Genomic DNA, 15,866 nt, shown 5'->3' with positions numbered 1-15,866 from the left:
AAGCGCAGCGGCCGTCGCTGCTACAGGGTCGGTCAGGAAGCGCGGGGCTTGACCGTGCCGCAGTCCTGGCCGAGCCACACGGCGCGGGTGTCCATGCTGCCTTTTTGCTGTATGCCGGTGGCATTGAAGGTGCCGATCACGTTGGTGGTGAATTCGCGATCACTGATGAACCTGGCCACCCCGTTGCCCTGGGCCTTGGGACAACTGAAGCGGAACTTCCATTGGTTGCCGTTGCGCTCGGTGACCTGCTGCTGGCAGCCCGACTGCGGGTCCTGCAGCGGAATGGTGTCGGACTTGACCTGATCCGGCGTCAGGCACACGCGAATGCCCTTGCCGCCCATGGTCACCCCCTGTTTCTCCAGCATGGCCCGTTGTTCCGGGGTCATTTGCTGTTGCAACTGGCCGAGGATCAGCGACAGGTCCGGCAGGTTCTGGTCATCGACCTTCATGTTGCGGCTGGTCAGTTCCCACAAGCCCGGTTGCAGCATCTGCGCCTGCGCCGCCAGTGGCAGCGCCATTCCCGCCGCCAACGCCCAACCCAGTAAACGAAGTTTCATCGAATGACTCCTAGACAATAGTGGCCGTTAGACTTCGAGCAAGGCACGGCGTTGCATGCAGAATAAAATAGCGACATTCGCCGTGGAACATGGTCTGTTAGGCATTGAATCTTCAGGAGCAAGGCTGCCCCCATGGATTATTTTGGCCCGCACCTCTTTGGCTACCTCATCGCACTGCTGCATTTTCTCGGGCTGATCGCCGCGATCCACGCGGTGTTCACCGTCAGGACCGCCCAAGGCGCCATTGCCTGGGCCCTGTCGCTGATGTTCATCCCCTACCTGACCCTGATCCCTTACCTGGTGTTCGGCCGCAGCACCTTCGATGCCTACATCAAGGCCCGGCGCCAGGCCAACGTGGAAATGCACAAGGCCATCAACGAGCTGAACTGGCGCCCCTGGGTCGAAGAAGCCCTCGCCGCCCGGGCCTCCCAGGCCTATGCCGCGCTGCGGGCCATGCCCAAGCTGGGGCGCATGCCGTGCCTGGCCAACAACCAGGTGCGCCTGCTGGTCAATGGCGACGCCACCTTCGAAGCGATCTTCAACGCCATCCGCCGTTCCCACAGGGCGGTACTGATCCAGTTCTTCATCATTCACGACGACGAGTTGGGCCGGCGCCTGCAACGCCTGCTGCTGGAAAAGGCCGCCGAAGGGGTGTCGATCCACCTGCTCTACGACGGTATCGGCAGCCATTCCCTGCCCGCCGCTTATGTGCAGACCCTGCGCGACGCCGGGGTCCAGGTGCACGCCTTCGCCACTCGCAGTGGCTGGCTCAACCGTTTCCAGGTGAACTTCCGCAATCACCGCAAGATCGTCGTGGTGGACGGCTTGCTGGGCTTTGTCGGCGGGCACAACGTCGGCGACGAATACCTGGGCAAGAAGCCGCCCCTGGCGCCCTGGCGCGATACCCACGTGCAGGTCAGCGGCCCGGTGGTGGCCTGCCTGCAGGAGTCCTTTGCCGAAGACTGGTTCTGGGCAGCCCGGGAACTGCCGCCGCTGATTCTTTCGGACACTTACCCGGACGACGGCGTGCTCTGCCAATTGCTCGCCAGCGGCCCCGCCGACGCCTACGAAACCTGTTCGCTGTTCTTCGTCGAAGCGATCCACGCCGCCACCGAACGGGTGTGGATCACCAGCCCGTATTTCATTCCCGACGAGGCGGTGTTCGCCGCCCTGCGCCTGGCGGTGCTGCGGGACGTGGACGTGCGCATCCTGCTGCCGGCGCGCCCGGACCATCGCATCGTCTACGCCGCCTCCAGTCTCTATGCCTTCGAGGCGGTGCGCGCCGGGGTCCGGGTGTTCCGTTATCAGCCCGGGTTCCTGCATCAAAAGGTGGTGTTGATCGACAACGAGATCAGCGCCATCGGCAGCGCCAACCTGGACAACCGCTCCTTCCGCCTGAATTTCGAAGTGATGTTGCTGACCGTGGACGACGACTTCGCCACCGAGGTGGAGGACATGCTCAAGGCCGACTTCGCCAAGGCTCGGGAAATCGCCAAGGAAGACAGCCGCCAGACCCACCGCCTGCAACAACTGGGCATGCGCGTCGCGCGGCTGATTTCGCCGATTCTGTAAGCTGCCGGTCAGGGTCTGCCTAAGGGTGGTAAAGGTCGTCGCGGGTCCAGGGCAACTCATGGCTGCCATCGGCATGGGTCCTGACCGCGAGAATCTGGTGCAGGTTGATCCAGCCCTTGGCGAAGGCATAGGCGCAACCCGCCAGGTACAGCCGCCAGATCCGTAGCGCCTGCTCGGGAACCTGGCGGGCGGCGGCCTCCAGGTTGTCTTCCAGGCGTTCGCTCCAGTGGTCCAGGGTCCGCGCGTAATGCAGGCGCAGGCTTTCGACATCGACGATTTCCAGCCCGGCGTCGCTGATCTGCGCGGAAATCATCGCCAGGTGCGGCAGCTCGCCATTGGGGAACACGTAACGCTCGATGAAATCACCGGCGCCCCGGCCCACGGGACGTCCATCGATGTGCTTGGCGGTGATCCCGTGGTTCATCACCAGGCCGCCTTCGCGCACCGCGTTGAACAGGGTCCGGCAATACTGCGCCAGGTTGGCGTGGCCCACGTGTTCGAACATGCCGACGCTGACCACCTTGTCGAAGCGGCCATCCTGGGGCAGATCGCGATAGTCCAACAGCTGCAGTTCCACCAGATCGTCCAGGCCCTCGGCACTCACCCGTTCCCGCGCCAGGGCCAGTTGCTCCTTGCTCAAGGTGATGCCAAAGACCCTGGCGCCGAACTCGCGGGCTGCGTAGCGGGCCAGTCCGCCCCAGCCGCAACCCACGTCCAGCAGGTAGTCCCCCGGTTGCAGGCGCAGCTTGCGGCACAAATGGCGGAACTTGGCTTGCTGGGCCTGCTCCAGGGACTCGCTGCCGGTCTCGAAATAGGCACAGGAATAGGCCATGTCGCTGTCGAGCCACAGTTGGTAGAAGGCGTTGGAAAGGTCGTAGTGATAGGAAATGGCGGCCGCGTCCGTGGCCTTGTCGTGCAGGGTGCGCACTGGCTGATTGTCGTCGTCTTCATCCAGCAGGGCTTGGCTCAGCTCGTCGCAGACCCGAATGACTTCGCTGATGGAACCTTCGAGTTCCAGTTTGCCTTCGACAAAGGCGCCCCCCAGCGCATCGAGGCTGGGATGGGTGAATTGCGCGACCAGCTGCGGGTCCTTGACCACGATGGTGACGCTGGGCTCTGGCCCAAGGTTGAATTCATGGCCATCCCAGAGCCGCAGGCGTAAGGGTAATTGCAGATTCTGTAAGGCCGGTGGAAGTTGCGCGAGCATGAAAAATCCCCCCTGTTTCAGACGTCTGAAATGAGGGTAGACCATCTTGAAAAAATAGCTGGCTATCGAATTTCCAGCGTTTTTTCAGGATTCGCGGCGAACCACCAGGCCCTCTTCGACCCACTGTTTCAGCCAGGTAACCGCCTGCAACGGGGCCCCCTCGGCATAAGTGACGGCCAGCTCGGCGCAGAGTTCCGCGAAATTCCACTGTTGCTCGATCATGCCCCGCAGTGCCGCGGCTTCTTCGGCGGTCAGGCTGCGATACCGGCAGACCCGCTCCGCTCGCCAGACCAGGCACACCTGTTGCTGATCGAGTAAAGCGCTGTCGGGGAAATCCCCCTGCTCCTTGACCGCGCGCCACTGGGCCAGGCTGTTGTAGCGACAGTCGAGCCACTGCACACAGGGCGCCAGGCGCAGTTGCAGCAGCGGCCATTGTTCGGCCTCCAGCCCGGCCATGGCTTCCACCGTCAGCACCTGGGCTTCGGCGGCATCGAAGGCCAGGGTGAAGGCCCATTCCAGGCGCGCCAGTTCCGCCAGGGGCGCGCCCTGCTCCGGCACCAGATGGCCCTGGATAAACTCGGCAAAACCCTGCCCCAGCCAGCGCAGGCTGAAATGCCGGGACGGGCATTGGCGAATATAGGCGCCGGTCAGTGCCTGGAATTCAGCGTCCCCCAGCCAGTGCCAGATGGCCGGGAAGTCGCTGCCCATGACCTCCTGCAGCCGGGCCAGGTAGGCGTTGTGATAGATCGCCAGGCCCGTCTCGACATCCAGGGTCGGGCCACCGATCAGGCTCTCTTCCAGGGCTGCGCGAGCCTGGGCCTGTTCGCCCAGCAGATAGCGTTCGAAAGCCAATTGCCAGTCATTCAGGCGCATCGCTGCCTCCCGGCCAGAGCCTGTTGCCCGAGCGCGCGAGCCTTGTGCAGTTCGGTGAGCAGCTCGTGCAAGGGTGGAAAATGATCGTCGCGCTCCAGCAGGGTCGCCACCGGACCCAGGTGTTCAAGGGTGCGTTGATACAGTGCCCAGACCGGATCGCACACCGGATGGTCGTGGGTGTCGATCACGTAATCGCCGTAGTCCTGGTGCCCGGCCAGATGCAGTTGCCGCACCCGCTGCGCCGGCAGCCCCTGGATGAACTGCCAGGGATCGAAACCGTGATTGCGCGAACTGACATAGACGTTGTTCACATCCAGCAACAGCTCACAGCCGCTGAGCTGGCTCAAGGCCGCGAGAAACTCCCATTCGCTGAATTGATCGGCCGCGGCGCGCACATAACTGGAGACGTTCTCCAGCACCAGGGGCCGCTCCAGCACCTCCTGCACCTGCCGCACCCGACCCGCCACGTATTCCAGGCTCTCCTCGGTGTAGGGCAAGGGCAGCAGATCGTGCAGTTGATGAGCGTTGCCCCGGCTCCAGCACAGGTGATCGGAGATCCAGGCCGGGTCCACTCGTCGGGCCAGTTGCTTGAGTTGCTTGAGGTAGTCCAGGACCAGGGCATGGGGGCCGCCAATGGACAGCGACACCCCATGCATCACGATGGGGTAACGCTCGGCAATGGCGTCCAGGTAATACAGAGCCTTGCCGCCCTCGACCATGAAGTTCTCGGACACCACTTCAAACCAGTCGACGTCCGGTGCTTCATCGAGAATCTGCTGGTAGTAGGCGCTGCGCAAACCCAGGCCGTAGCCCAGGCAGGAAGAAAGGTCAGACATCGCGAACTCCTCGCAACGTGGCCGCAGTGGTCGTCAGTCGCCACTGCGGCAGCACGGATTCGCCGCTTACTCGCCGACTTTGCCGCCGGCTTTTTCGCACGCCGCCTGGGTCATGGCCTTGAAGCCCTGGCCCTTGCAAGCGCCCATGCCTTTGCAGGCGTGGTCCTTGGTCTTGCAGTCGTTCTGGCCTTTACAGGCGTTGACGCCGTAGCAGTGCACCTGGGCATCGGCAGCAGACACTTGAGTCACGACACCGGCAAACATAGTGGCGGCAGCGAAGGCCAGGGCAGCACCGGCAGCGGTTTTCTTCATGTTCATTTTTTATTCCTCAATAGTCGCAAGGGGTCGACGGGCAGCTTGTGCAATCCCGTCATAGCACTAGAGAGAGGAGGCATCCCGGCGTTACAGCCGGGATGAAAAAAAACTGCACAGCCGCGTTTCGCCGGCAAGCCAGCGGCTACAGCTTGAGCAACGGCTCCTGGAACCGCAGCAGGCGCCCGGCATTGCCCAGCACCAGCAAGGTGCTGAGGTTGTGCAACAACGCAGCGATCATGGCCCCCGCCGCTCCCAGCCAGCCAAAGGCAGCAAAGGCGACGATGGCCAGGGTCCAGCCCAGGCCGATGATCACATTGACCTGCAAGGTGCGCCGGCATTCGCGGCTCAGGCGCACGCAGGTGCCCAGGCGGCGCAGGTCGCTGCCGATCAGCACCACGTCCGCCGACGCCAGGGCGATGTCCGCGCCACCGGCGCCCATGGCCACGCCCACCACCCCGGCTTTCAGCGCCAGGGAATCGTTGATGCCGTCCCCCACCACCATCGGCCGGAAGCCCTTGTCGATTTCCCCCAGCACGCGCTCGAGTTTGTCTTCCGGCAGGGCCTGGGCCTGGACATCGCTGATCCCCACCTCCAGGGCCAGAGTGTCGGCCACGCTCTGTCGGTCGCCGGTGAGCAGCAACTGCCGCCCCAGCCCCAGTTCGCGCAACTCCGCCAGTGCGTGCTGAGCCTCCGGCTTGACGCTGTCGGCCAGGAGCAGCCAAGCGCGGAACTGGCCATTGAGCGCAAGCCCGGCAATCGGTCCGTCATGCTCCGGCACCGGGCTGGTAGTGATGCCCAACTGGCTGAACAGCTCCGGGCGACCCAGGGCCGCTTCACCCTGTCCGGTACGGGCCACCACGCCCAGGCCCTGGCGTTCATGGATGTCGCTGAGCGGCCATTGGTCTTCCTGGGGCACCAACCCGGCCAGGGCCCGGCTGACCGGGTGACTGCTGGCCGAGCCGAGGCTGGCGGCCAGGTTGAGCACGCCGTGCGGGTCCGGCTCGGGGCTGTCGATGGCCTGCAGGCGCAAGGTGCCGAACGTCAGGGTGCCGGTCTTGTCCACCACCAGGGAGGTCAGGTCCGCCAGTTCTTCAAGAAAGGCCGAACTGCGGATCAGGATACCGTGGCGCGCGGCCACGGCGATCCCGGCGATGGCCGTGGCCGGGGCCGAGAGCACCAGGGCACAGGGACACGCCGCCACCAGCACCGCGAGCATGGCCTGGGCATCGCGGGTGATGAACCAGGTCACCGCCGCCAACAGCAGCACCAGCACCAGATAACTGCCGGCATAGCGCTCCAGCAAACGGGTGATGGGCGGCTTGGCCCGCTCGGCGCTCTGCATCAGGCCGATGACCTTGCCCAGGGTCGACTCTTCACCGGTGCGGGTCACTTGCAGCCGCAACAAGCCGTCCAGGTTGATCGCCCCGCCGAATACCTGCATGCCCACCGTGGCTTCCAGAGGCACCGACTCGCCGGTGATCGGCGCGGTGTCCAGGCTGGCCTGACCGGACAGCACCAGGCCGTCGGCCGGCACGCGGTCACCGGCGCGCACCTCCACCCGATCACCGGCCTTGAGGCTGGCGTTGTCCACTTCCAGCACGCTGCCGTCGGCCTGGACCTTGCGCGCCAGGCTGCGGGTCAGACGGCCCAGGGCGTCGATGGCTTCCTGGGAGCCGATCACGCTGCGCTCCTCCAGCACGTGGCCGAAGATCATGATGATCGGCAGCAAGGCGGCGGTCAGCAGATCGCCGGTGGCCCAGGCACCGAGCATGGCCAGGGCGATCAGTTGATCGGTGATGCCGTGCAGGCTGGGATAACGCAGGCTGAACCAGGCCGAACGCATCACCGGCACCGCCACCAGCAAGGACGCCACCCCCAGCAGCAACTGGCTCACGCCCTCCTGCTCCGGGGCCTGCCAGCGCCACAGCAGGCCCAGCCCCAACAGCCCCAGGGCCAGCATGGCCAGGGTCAGTTGGCGCGCGGCGCTGCGTTGCTCGGCGCTGGTCAGCATGCTGGCGGGGGCCGCCTGGGTTGAAGCAGTCATTGTTCAGCTCCCTGAATGATCAGGCGGGAATCGTCTTTGGGGTTGACCGTGGTCACCGAGCCGGCCTGCCCGAGAATCTTCGGCAGGCGTTCGCGATAGATGCGCAGGAGCATTTGCGGATCGGTGCCATCGCGTTGTGCCTGGGCCAGGCTCTGCACCGTGGCGGTCTGGGCCCGGGCCAGGGCCAGGCGTTCGCTGGCCTGGGCATGGGCCACCTGCAGGCTGTGATCGGCTTGCTGGTTGGCGCTCTGGGTCAGCTTCTCGGCCTCGGTGCGGGCATTGGCCACCGCCTTGTCGGCTTGCTGGCTGGCGGTCAGCACCGCGTTGAAGGCACTCACCGCCGGTTGCGGCAGGCTCGACTGCACGTCCACCCGCGTCACTTCCAGGCCAATGCCCTGGCCGCTGGCGCTCAGTTGCGCCAGCCGCTGGTTGATGCTTTGCAACAGATCGCCGCGCAGCCGTTCACGGCGTTCGGCGGCCTGATTGTCGGTGCCCATCAACTCCGGACGCGCCACCAGGATGGTGTCCAGATCTCGGGCGGCGGCCAGGGCCAGGGCGCTGCGGGTGACCAGGCGATCCAGGGCCGGCAGCACATGGTCGCCCTGCAGCACATAGGCGAAGGGGTCACTGACCTTGTAGAAGACCCGCACATCCAGCTGCACCACCCCGGCATCGCCGGTGAGCAGATAGCCCGAACCGGCCAGGGTATCGTTCAAGGGCGTGGCCAGACTCGCCACCCGATCCCCTTCCAGGGCGGCATCGGAACGCAGCAAGCCTTCGATCCGCCGCTCCAGCACCCGGTCGGCGGCGGGCAACAACACCACCTGCTCGAAGGGCTGCGGCCAGGCCAGGAGCAAACCGGCGTTCTGCACCCGCTGCAGAGCGCCAAAGTGCAACACCAGGGCGCGGTTCTGTGGATCGATCTGCCGCACATTGGATACCGCCCAGGCCACCGCCGCCAGCACCGTGACCACGTACAGCGCGATAAAGGCCAGACGTCCGGCCTGAATCCACGGGCTGCTTGATTCATGTGTTCCACGTGGAACCTTATTCATGGCTGCGACCCGGAAGCTTTACCCGGCAGGCTCGGCGGGCCGTCCACCAGCACCCGGAATGGCGCGGCATCGGTGCGCAGAATCAGCTTGGTGCCCGGCGTCACCACAGTGCCCAGGGTGTCCAGGGAACGCAGCAGGTTGTACAGCTGTGGCGAACTGGCGTAGGCGCGGCCATAAATCTGCGCCGCTTCCACCCGCGACTGGGCTTCGATATCCGCGGCTTTTACCGAGGCATCGGCCTGGACAATCCGCGCATCGCGCTCGGCGGCGGAGCGGATCTGCGCCGCCTCGCGCTTGCCAATGGCGGTGCGTTCGGTGGCGATGGTTTCCCGCTCGGCGCGCATGCGATCCACGGTGGCGGTGAGGGTCACCGACGGCAGGGTCAGGCGCTCGATGCCCACCTGCACCACCTGCACGCCATAAGTGGCCAGCAGTTGCTGATCGATCTGCTTGCGCAATTGCCCTTCGAAATCGGCGATCCGCACCTTGCCGGCATCGGTGTTCACCAGATTGGCCAGGTCGAAACTGCTGGCCGTGGTTTCCAGCGCCGAGCCGACGAAGGTGCGGATCTGCCGCGCCGCTTCATCGGGCTGGTTCTGCACGGCACGCATAAAGCGCTGCACGTTGTCCGGGTCGCCCTGCACCCGCCACGCCACATAGGCCTGGACGATGATGCGCAAACCGTCGCGGGTGCCCACATCCTGCAAACCGCTGGAGGTGGTGCGCAGACGCAGATCCACTGGAATCGCCGCTTCGAATGGCGCCGGCCAGCGCCAGCTCAGGCCCGGTTCCAGCAGCACCCGCGCCGGGTTGCCGAAACGGGTGATCACCGTGGCCTCGCCGGAGCGCACCTGCACCAGGCTCGCGGCGGCGACGGCGAACAGCACCAGCAGCAACGCCCAGCTCATGCGCCGCCAGGGAAAGGGCCCGGCCTCGGCCGGCGCGCCGTGATGGTGGTGGTGATGACCGTGATGGTGATGATGGCCGTGCCCATGGTCATGAGCGGGGTGATCGTGAGAGTGGGCAGACTGGCTCAATGGACGGCTCCTGGCTGAGCGGCTTTGCCCCGCGCCACAGGGTCGGCGGGCGGGGTGAATGTACGCAGATCGAGGGTCGGCGCGCTGTCGCCCCCCAGACGATGATCGAGAATCAGCAGCCGGGCCTGGCTCAGCCCTTGGCTCAGTTGGCTCAGGTACTGCTCCAGGACAAAGGCCTGCCCGGCGCTGGCATAGGCTTTTTGCTCGGCGCCAAAGCGCAGGTCGGCGGCCTGGGCCGTGGCCTGGAGCTCCCGGGCGCTGGCCCGGGCCTGGTCATTCGCCACGCTGGCCTGCAATTGCGCCTGATTGGTTTGTTCGGCGGCGGCGCCGCGCTCCCGCGAGATCAGCGCCTGGGCCGCAATCTGCGCCGCTTGCACACCGTGATAGGCATTGGCGGCGCCGGCCGGCGGATGGATGGCTTCGACCACGGTGGCGAGGATTTCCACACCGCTGTCCAGCTGGTTCAGATCGGCCTGCACGGCCTTGCCGATGTCGTCCGCCAGCCCGGTTCGGTCCTCGCCCAGCAGACCGTCGAGGGTGCGCGAAGCGAAGTCGTGCACCAGCACCCGGCTGGCGGTGCTGCGGATCAGGGTCGGCACATCGCTGCTGTTATAGGTCGCGGCCAGCGCCGCCTTGTCGTCCAGGCCGATGCGGTAGACGAAGCGCACGTCCATGTTGACGATCTGGAAGCTCTGTTGCTGGTCGCTGCCACTGGCGATGACCTGGGATTTGTCATTCACGTGGCTGGCGTCCCACAGGCGGTTGGCAAGCGCCGGCGCCGGGCCTTCGGCGGCCGCCGGCAGCGGCGCTTGCGGGCTGTCGCCGACGCTGGTGGCCAACTCGTGGACCACGCCGTTTTCCACCCTGATGACCCGGCCCAGCGGCCAGGGCAAGCCCACATGCAGCCCCGGCCCGAAGACCTGCACCGGCTTGCCGAAACGCTCATAAATGCCGCGACTTTGCAGCGAAAGTTCATGAACGCCGGTCAACAGCCAAGCGATCGCCAGCACCACCGCGAGCACCGGCAGCAGCGCCCGGCGCATGTAGGTAAAGGCCCAGATCTGCCGCAGATCGATGCCGAACCGGTTGTGCAACTCGTGCTGCAGACTGAGCAGCGGTTGCGGCGGCCAGCGCAGCATATCGGCGATCACGCTGTGGGCCAGCAAGCGCGGCTCAAGCTGCTCACGCTGCGGGCTGAACAGCGACAACAGCGCCCGCAGCAGCAACTCCCCCGCCACCAGCGCCGGCAGCAGGCCAGTCAGCACCGCCAGGCGCACCGGCCACAGCGCCGTGTCGCTGCTGAACAACAGGCACAGGGCACTGACCAGCAGGCACAGGATCGACACCCGCAACAGTTGCGCCAGGGCGCCGGCCTCCGGCCACTCCAGGGCCGGTTCCTGGGCCAGTTGGCGTTCCAGCACCAGCAGGGCGAAGGCCAGCAGCAACGCCAGCACCGCGGCGACACTGGCACTCAGGCCCAGGGCCGTGGCGGGCAAAGCCAGGTTGAACACCTGCGACAGGCTGTACAGGATCAGCAGCGACCAGCCGCCGAGCCACAAGGTCGGGGCGCCGATCTGCCGCAACAGGCGCCGCCAGCGCAGCGCCAGGGCCGCCGAGAGGCCGGTGCGTGGCGGCTCCTCCTCGGGCAGCGCCGCCAGCGGCACAGGGTTGATCGCCTCTTCCCGCCAGCGACTGAGCCAACAGGCCGACTGCAGGCCCGCCACCGCCACCAGCAAGGCGCAGGACAGGTTCACCAGCAGCGCCGGCCAGATCGTCTGCGCGGCGAACAGGTCGACGAACACCGCCGACACCAACCCCAGCAGCGCCAGCCCGAGCAGGCCCACACCCCAACGCTGCAAGCGCCCGGCGTGAACCGCCGCCCGCTGAAACCGTGGCAAGGCGGCCACGTCGGCGCCCTGTGTCTGAAGATCGACTTGCATACCACCCCGCCGCTCTGGCCCGGCCCTGTGGATAATCCCCGGGCCGAAAGAAGTTGAAACAATTCGTTACTGTATAACCCATCGAGTGAAATTTTTGTCGCACGTCATGCCTTTTCATCTATGGCGTGCGTCGAAGACACAACTGGCAGCCATTTGCTGGAGCAGAAACTTCTGATGTCAGCCCCCTGGCATTTATGGCAATAATCCAGCCCTGCTCACCGCGTGCGACAAGGAACCGTCCCATCATGCTCTCGATTTACCAGCTCAAACCGCGCTTTCAGAACCTGCTGCGGCCGTTGGTGCAGCGCCTGTACGACAACGGCACCACGGCCAACCAGATCACCGTCCTGGCTGCCGCCATCTCACTCCTGGTCGGCACCGTCATCGCCCTGTTCGCCAGCCACGCCTGGCTGTTCGCCCTGATTCCGCTGTGGATGATCCTGCGCATGGCGCTCAATGCCATCGACGGCATGCTGGCCCGGGAATTCGGCCAGCAATCGCGCCTGGGCGCCTACCTCAATGAACTGTGCGACGTGGTCGCCGACAGCGCGCTGATCCTGCCCTTCGCCCTGCTCCCGGGCGTCAGCCTGCTGCTGGTGCTGGCGGTGACCCTGCTGGCGCTGTTCAGCGAATACGCCGGGGTGCTCGGGCCGATGGTCGGCGCCTCACGGCGCTACGACGGGCCCATGGGCAAGAGCGACCGCGCTTTCATCCTCGGCGTGCTGGCCACCGGCATCGCCCTGGGCTGGCTCGGCGCCCTGTGGATCAACGGCGTGCTGGCACTGGTTGCCGCCTTGCTGGTCTACACCCTGATCAATCGGGTCCGTCAGGGCCTCAAAGAAGTTCAGCACAACGCTCCCTCTGCATAAGGAAATGGCAATGCGCGACGCTCAACACCAGACGTTCCGGACCCATGACGGCGTCGAACTGTTTTACCGCCACTGGCCGGCCACTGAAGTGGTGCCCGGCGAACCGCGTCAGGCGGTGCTGCTGTTCCATCGCGGGCACGAACACTCCGGGCGCATTGCCCACCTGGTGGACGAGCTGAACCTGCCGCAGTTCGACTTCTTCGCCTGGGACGCTCGCGGCCACGGCCAATCCCCGGGTGCCCGGGGCGATAGCCCGAGCTTCGCCACCAGCGTGCGCGACGTGCAGACCTTCTGCGACCACCTGAGCAGCGCCCACGGCATCGACGAAGAAAACATCGCCGTGGTGGCCCAGAGCGTCGGCGCGGTGATCGCCTCCACCTGGGTCCACGACTACGCGCCGCGCATTCGCTCCCTGGTGCTGGCCTCGCCGGCGTTCAAGGTCAAGCTGTACGTGCCTTTCGCCCGCCCGGGCCTGGCGCTGATGCGGCGTTTTCGCGGCAACTTCTTCGTCAACAGCTACGTCAAGGCGCGCTTCCTGAGCCATGACCCGGAACGGGTGCGCAGCTACGACGCCGATCCACTGATCACCAAGGCCATCTCGGTCAACGTGCTGCTGGGCCTGTATGAAGCAGCCGACCGGGTGGTGGCCGACGCCCAGGCGATCCAGGTACCGACCCAGCTGCTGATTTCCGGCGCCGACTTCGTGGTGCACCGCAAGCCCCAGGAGCAGTTCTTCGAGCGCCTGGGCAGCCTGCACAAGGAAAAACACATCCTCCCGGGCTTCTTCCACGACACCCTGGGAGAAAAGCACCGCGCGCCGGCCATGGCCAGCATCCGCCGCTTCATCCTGCAGAACTTCGCCCGCCCGCTGAACCGCCCTGCCCTGCTGGACGCCGACCGCCTGGGCGTGACCTGCGCCGAATCCGAGGCCCTGGCCGCGCCGCTGCCGCACAACTCCCTGCGCGACCTCTACTGGCGCGCCACCCGCGCCAGCATGCGCCTGGGCAGCCAGCTGTCGGCGGGGGTCAAGCTCGGCTTCGACACCGGCTTCGACTCCGGCAGCACCCTGGACTACGTCTACCGCAACCAACCCACCGGGCATTCCGCCCTGGGCCGGTTGATCGACCAGAACTACCTGAACTCCATCGGCTGGCGCGGCATCCGCCAGCGCAAGCTGCACGTGGAAGAACTGCTGCGCCTGGCCATGGAAAAACTCCGTGAGCAGAACAGCGAAGTGCGCATCGTCGACATCGCCGCCGGCCACGGCCGCTACATCCTCGAAGCGCTGCAAGGGGTCAGCCCGCTGCCGGAATCGATCCTGCTGCGCGACTACAGCGACATCAACGTGCGCGACGGCAGTGCCCTGATCCAGGAAAAGGGCCTGGGCGATATCGCGCGCTTCGTCAAAGGCAACGCCTTCGACCGCGAGGACCTGGCGGCCCTCGATCCCAAGCCGACCCTGGCGGTGGTGTCCGGGTTGTACGAGTTGTTCGCCGACAACCAGATGGTCGGCGGCTCCCTGGCCGGCCTGGCCAGCGCCGTGGAACCCGGCGGCTACCTGGTGTACACCGGCCAGCCGTGGCACCCGCAGCTGGAACTGATCGCCCGCGCCCTGACCAGCCACCGCGAAGGCCAGGCCTGGGTCATGCGCCGCCGCACCCAGGCGGAGATGGACCAACTGGTGGAAGCCGCGGGCTTTCGCAAGATCACCATGCGCGTGGATGAATGGGGGATCTTCAGCGTATCCCTGGCGCAACGGGTGCAATGATGAGCGCAGCTGCCTTGCCAGCGCGGGAGCCGGGCCTGCTGAAACCGGCGGTGCTCTGGCTGCTGCTCCTGGCGCCGCTGTTTTTCAGCACCTACGGCTTCGCCACCTGGGTCACCGCCCAGCGCGACGATGTCGGCAGCCTGGTCTTCGACTGGGAGCGGCACATGCCGTTCTGGGCCTGGACCATCGTGCCCTACTGGTCCATCGACCTGCTCTACGGCTTCTCCCTGCTACTGCCCCGCAGCCGGGACGAGCTCAAGCGCCACGCCCTGCGCCTGCTCAGCGCCCAGCTGATCGCGGTCAGTTGCTTTTTGCTCTGGCCGCTGCGCTTCACCTTCCCCCGGCCGGAGCTGGACGGGGTGTTCGGCTGGCTGTTCGAGGTGCTGGCCGGCTTCGACAAGCCCTTCAACCAGGCGCCGTCGCTGCACATCGCCCTGCTGGTGGTGCTGTGGGTCTGCTACGCCCGGCACAGCCAGGGCTTCTGGCGCTGGCTGGTGCATGGCTGGTTCGGCTTGATCGGGGTGTCGGTGCTGACCACTTATCAACATCACTTTGTCGATGTGCCCACCGGCGCCCTGGCCGGCTGGCTGTGTGTCTGGCTGTGGCCGCTGGATCGCCCCAGCCCGCTGTTCAGCGCACAACCGGCCCGTGACCCGCGACGCCGCCAGCTGGCCGGACGCTACGGTCTGGGCGCGGCGCTATTGGCGGTGGCTGCCTTCACCTGGGGCGGCACCGGGCTGTGGCTGATCTGGCCCGCCGTGGCGCTGCTGCTGGTGGCCCTGAACTACGCACTGCTCGGCGCCACAGGGTTCCAGAAGCGTCAGGACGGCTGCCTGAGCCCGGCCGCCCGCTGGCTGCTGGCCCCTTACCTGGCGGCGGCCTGGATCAACTCGCGCTTGTGGACAAAAAACCATCCACAGCCGGATCAGGTTGTGGATAACGTCTGGCTCGGCCGCCTGCCCACCCCGGTGGAGCTCAGGGACAGTCCGTTTGTCGCGGTGCTCGACCTGTGCGCCGAGCTGTCCCTGGACAGCCGCGGCTTGCAGGCCTACCAGAGCCTGCCGGCACTGGACCTGTGCGCCCTCAGCGCCGAACAATGCCTGGCCGCGGCACAAGCGGTGGAACGCCTGCGCCGGCAAGGCCCGTTGCTGGTGTGCTGCGCCCTGGGCTATTCGCGCAGCGCCACGGCGATTGCCGCCTGGCTGCTGCACAGCGGGCGCGCCGCCACGGTGGACGCGGCCATCGTGCAGATCCAGCGGGCCCGCCCGCAGATCGTCCTGCAGGCGGCCCAGCGCCAGGCGCTGCAGACCCTGATCCCCGCCAAGAGCCCGGCCCATGTCCAGTGAAATGCAGCTGTACAGCGTGGCCAGCCTGCTGCGCCGGGGCCGGGCCCTGGATCAGTTATCCACAGGCCTGACCCTGCTCGGAGCGCTGTATGGCCTGGGTCAGTACCTGCTGGCCAGCGTCACCCTGGGTGGGCTGATCGTCAGCCTGGCCCTGGTGCTGCTGGGGCTGGTGGAAAAGTACCTGGCGCTGCGGGTGGCCTTCGACGCCGACCTGTTCCAGCGCGTGGCCGATGGCCCCGCGTCCCTCGAACACAGCACCCAGGCCCTGGACCAGGCCCTGAGCGCCCTCGGTCTGCAGCCCGCCCAGCGCGGTGGCCGGCCCTGGAACGAACGCAGCCGCGGGGCCCTTGGCCTGCTGCGCCGTCAGGCGTTGCTGCTGGCGGCCCAGGTGCTGGTGCTGTTGAGCTTGATCCTGGCCAGCCCCTGGCTGACCTTCGCCGGATAAGG

At 66.2% G+C, this 15,866-nt stretch carries 14 protein-coding genes; 5 read left to right on the top strand and 9 right to left on the bottom strand.

Going from position 1 to position 15,866, the window contains the following annotated elements; genetic code table 11:
- Window positions 1-32: 32 nt before the first annotated feature.
- A complete protein-coding gene (locus GWQ44_RS05925) occupies window positions 33-557 on the bottom strand; it encodes a DUF3617 domain-containing protein (RefSeq protein ID WP_275926860.1) in 525 nt (174 codons plus the stop codon).
- Window positions 558-689: 132 nt separating this feature from the next.
- Between GWQ44_RS05925 and cls the strand changes: the two genes are divergently transcribed.
- Entirely contained in the window at window positions 690-2,129 is a 1,440-nt protein-coding gene (gene cls / locus GWQ44_RS05920; protein ID WP_275926859.1) for a cardiolipin synthase, read from the top strand.
- 19 nt (window positions 2,130-2,148) lie between these two features.
- Here the strand turns inward: cls and cfaB are convergent, their stop codons facing one another.
- From cfaB to GWQ44_RS05880, 8 genes are all read right to left on the bottom strand, one after another.
- Window positions 2,149-3,336: a C17 cyclopropane fatty acid synthase CfaB gene (gene cfaB / locus GWQ44_RS05915; RefSeq protein WP_275926858.1), complete on the bottom strand. Its 1,188-nt coding sequence runs from the start codon at window positions 3,334-3,336 to the stop codon at window positions 2,149-2,151.
- An 84-nt stretch (window positions 3,337-3,420) separates the two neighbouring features.
- Entirely contained in the window at window positions 3,421-4,209 is a 789-nt protein-coding gene (locus tag GWQ44_RS05910; protein ID WP_103740652.1) for a DNA-binding domain-containing protein, read from the bottom strand.
- Window positions 4,200-5,045: a DUF692 domain-containing protein gene (locus tag GWQ44_RS05905; protein ID WP_275926857.1), complete on the bottom strand. Its 846-nt coding sequence runs from the start codon at window positions 5,043-5,045 to the stop codon at window positions 4,200-4,202. The genes GWQ44_RS05910 and GWQ44_RS05905 overlap by 10 nt, the downstream gene beginning before the upstream one ends.
- A gap of 66 nt (window positions 5,046-5,111) precedes the next feature.
- Entirely contained in the window at window positions 5,112-5,363 is a 252-nt protein-coding gene (locus tag GWQ44_RS05900) for a membrane protein (protein ID WP_016966257.1), read from the bottom strand.
- 139 nt (window positions 5,364-5,502) lie between these two features.
- Window positions 5,503-7,404, bottom strand: a complete 1,902-nt coding sequence (locus tag GWQ44_RS05895) for a cation-translocating P-type ATPase (protein ID WP_275926856.1) — start codon at window positions 7,402-7,404, stop codon at window positions 5,503-5,505.
- Window positions 7,401-8,459 (bottom strand): protease modulator HflK, encoded by a 1,059-nt coding sequence (locus GWQ44_RS05890; protein ID WP_047306707.1) that lies wholly within the window; start codon window positions 8,457-8,459, stop codon window positions 7,401-7,403. Before GWQ44_RS05890 ends, GWQ44_RS05895 begins: the two co-directional genes overlap by 4 nt.
- Window positions 8,456-9,496: a protease modulator HflC gene (locus GWQ44_RS05885; RefSeq protein WP_016966254.1), complete on the bottom strand. Its 1,041-nt coding sequence runs from the start codon at window positions 9,494-9,496 to the stop codon at window positions 8,456-8,458. Before GWQ44_RS05885 ends, GWQ44_RS05890 begins: the two co-directional genes overlap by 4 nt.
- Window positions 9,493-11,436, bottom strand: a complete 1,944-nt coding sequence (locus GWQ44_RS05880; RefSeq protein WP_275926855.1) for a protease modulator HflK — start codon at window positions 11,434-11,436, stop codon at window positions 9,493-9,495. Before GWQ44_RS05880 ends, GWQ44_RS05885 begins: the two co-directional genes overlap by 4 nt.
- A gap of 245 nt (window positions 11,437-11,681) precedes the next feature.
- On the opposite strand from GWQ44_RS05880, the gene GWQ44_RS05875 reads away from it, so the two are divergent.
- Genes GWQ44_RS05875 through GWQ44_RS05860 form a run of 4 tightly spaced genes read left to right on the top strand, consistent with a single transcriptional unit; the run spans window position 11,682 to window position 15,864 of the window.
- Entirely contained in the window at window positions 11,682-12,305 is a 624-nt protein-coding gene (locus GWQ44_RS05875) for a CDP-alcohol phosphatidyltransferase family protein (RefSeq protein ID WP_275926854.1), read from the top strand.
- Between the two features lie 10 nt (window positions 12,306-12,315).
- Entirely contained in the window at window positions 12,316-14,073 is a 1,758-nt protein-coding gene (locus GWQ44_RS05870; protein ID WP_275926853.1) for a bifunctional alpha/beta hydrolase/class I SAM-dependent methyltransferase, read from the top strand.
- Window positions 14,073-15,419, top strand: coding sequence for a phosphatase PAP2/dual specificity phosphatase family protein (locus GWQ44_RS05865; RefSeq protein WP_275926852.1), 1,347 nt, complete (start codon window positions 14,073-14,075; stop codon window positions 15,417-15,419). The genes GWQ44_RS05870 and GWQ44_RS05865 overlap by 1 nt, the downstream gene beginning before the upstream one ends.
- Entirely contained in the window at window positions 15,409-15,864 is a 456-nt protein-coding gene (locus GWQ44_RS05860; RefSeq protein WP_016966249.1) for a hypothetical protein, read from the top strand. The genes GWQ44_RS05865 and GWQ44_RS05860 overlap by 11 nt, the downstream gene beginning before the upstream one ends.
- Window positions 15,865-15,866: the final 2 nt, after the last annotated feature.

The sequence above is a fragment of the Pseudomonas sp. 3MA1 genome (assembly GCF_029237275.1).
GTDB classification, from domain to species: domain Bacteria; phylum Pseudomonadota; class Gammaproteobacteria; order Pseudomonadales; family Pseudomonadaceae; genus Aquipseudomonas; species Aquipseudomonas fluorescens_AP.
Note: the sequence above shows the minus strand (reverse complement) of the source record. Positions and strands in the feature narration are given on the sequence as shown.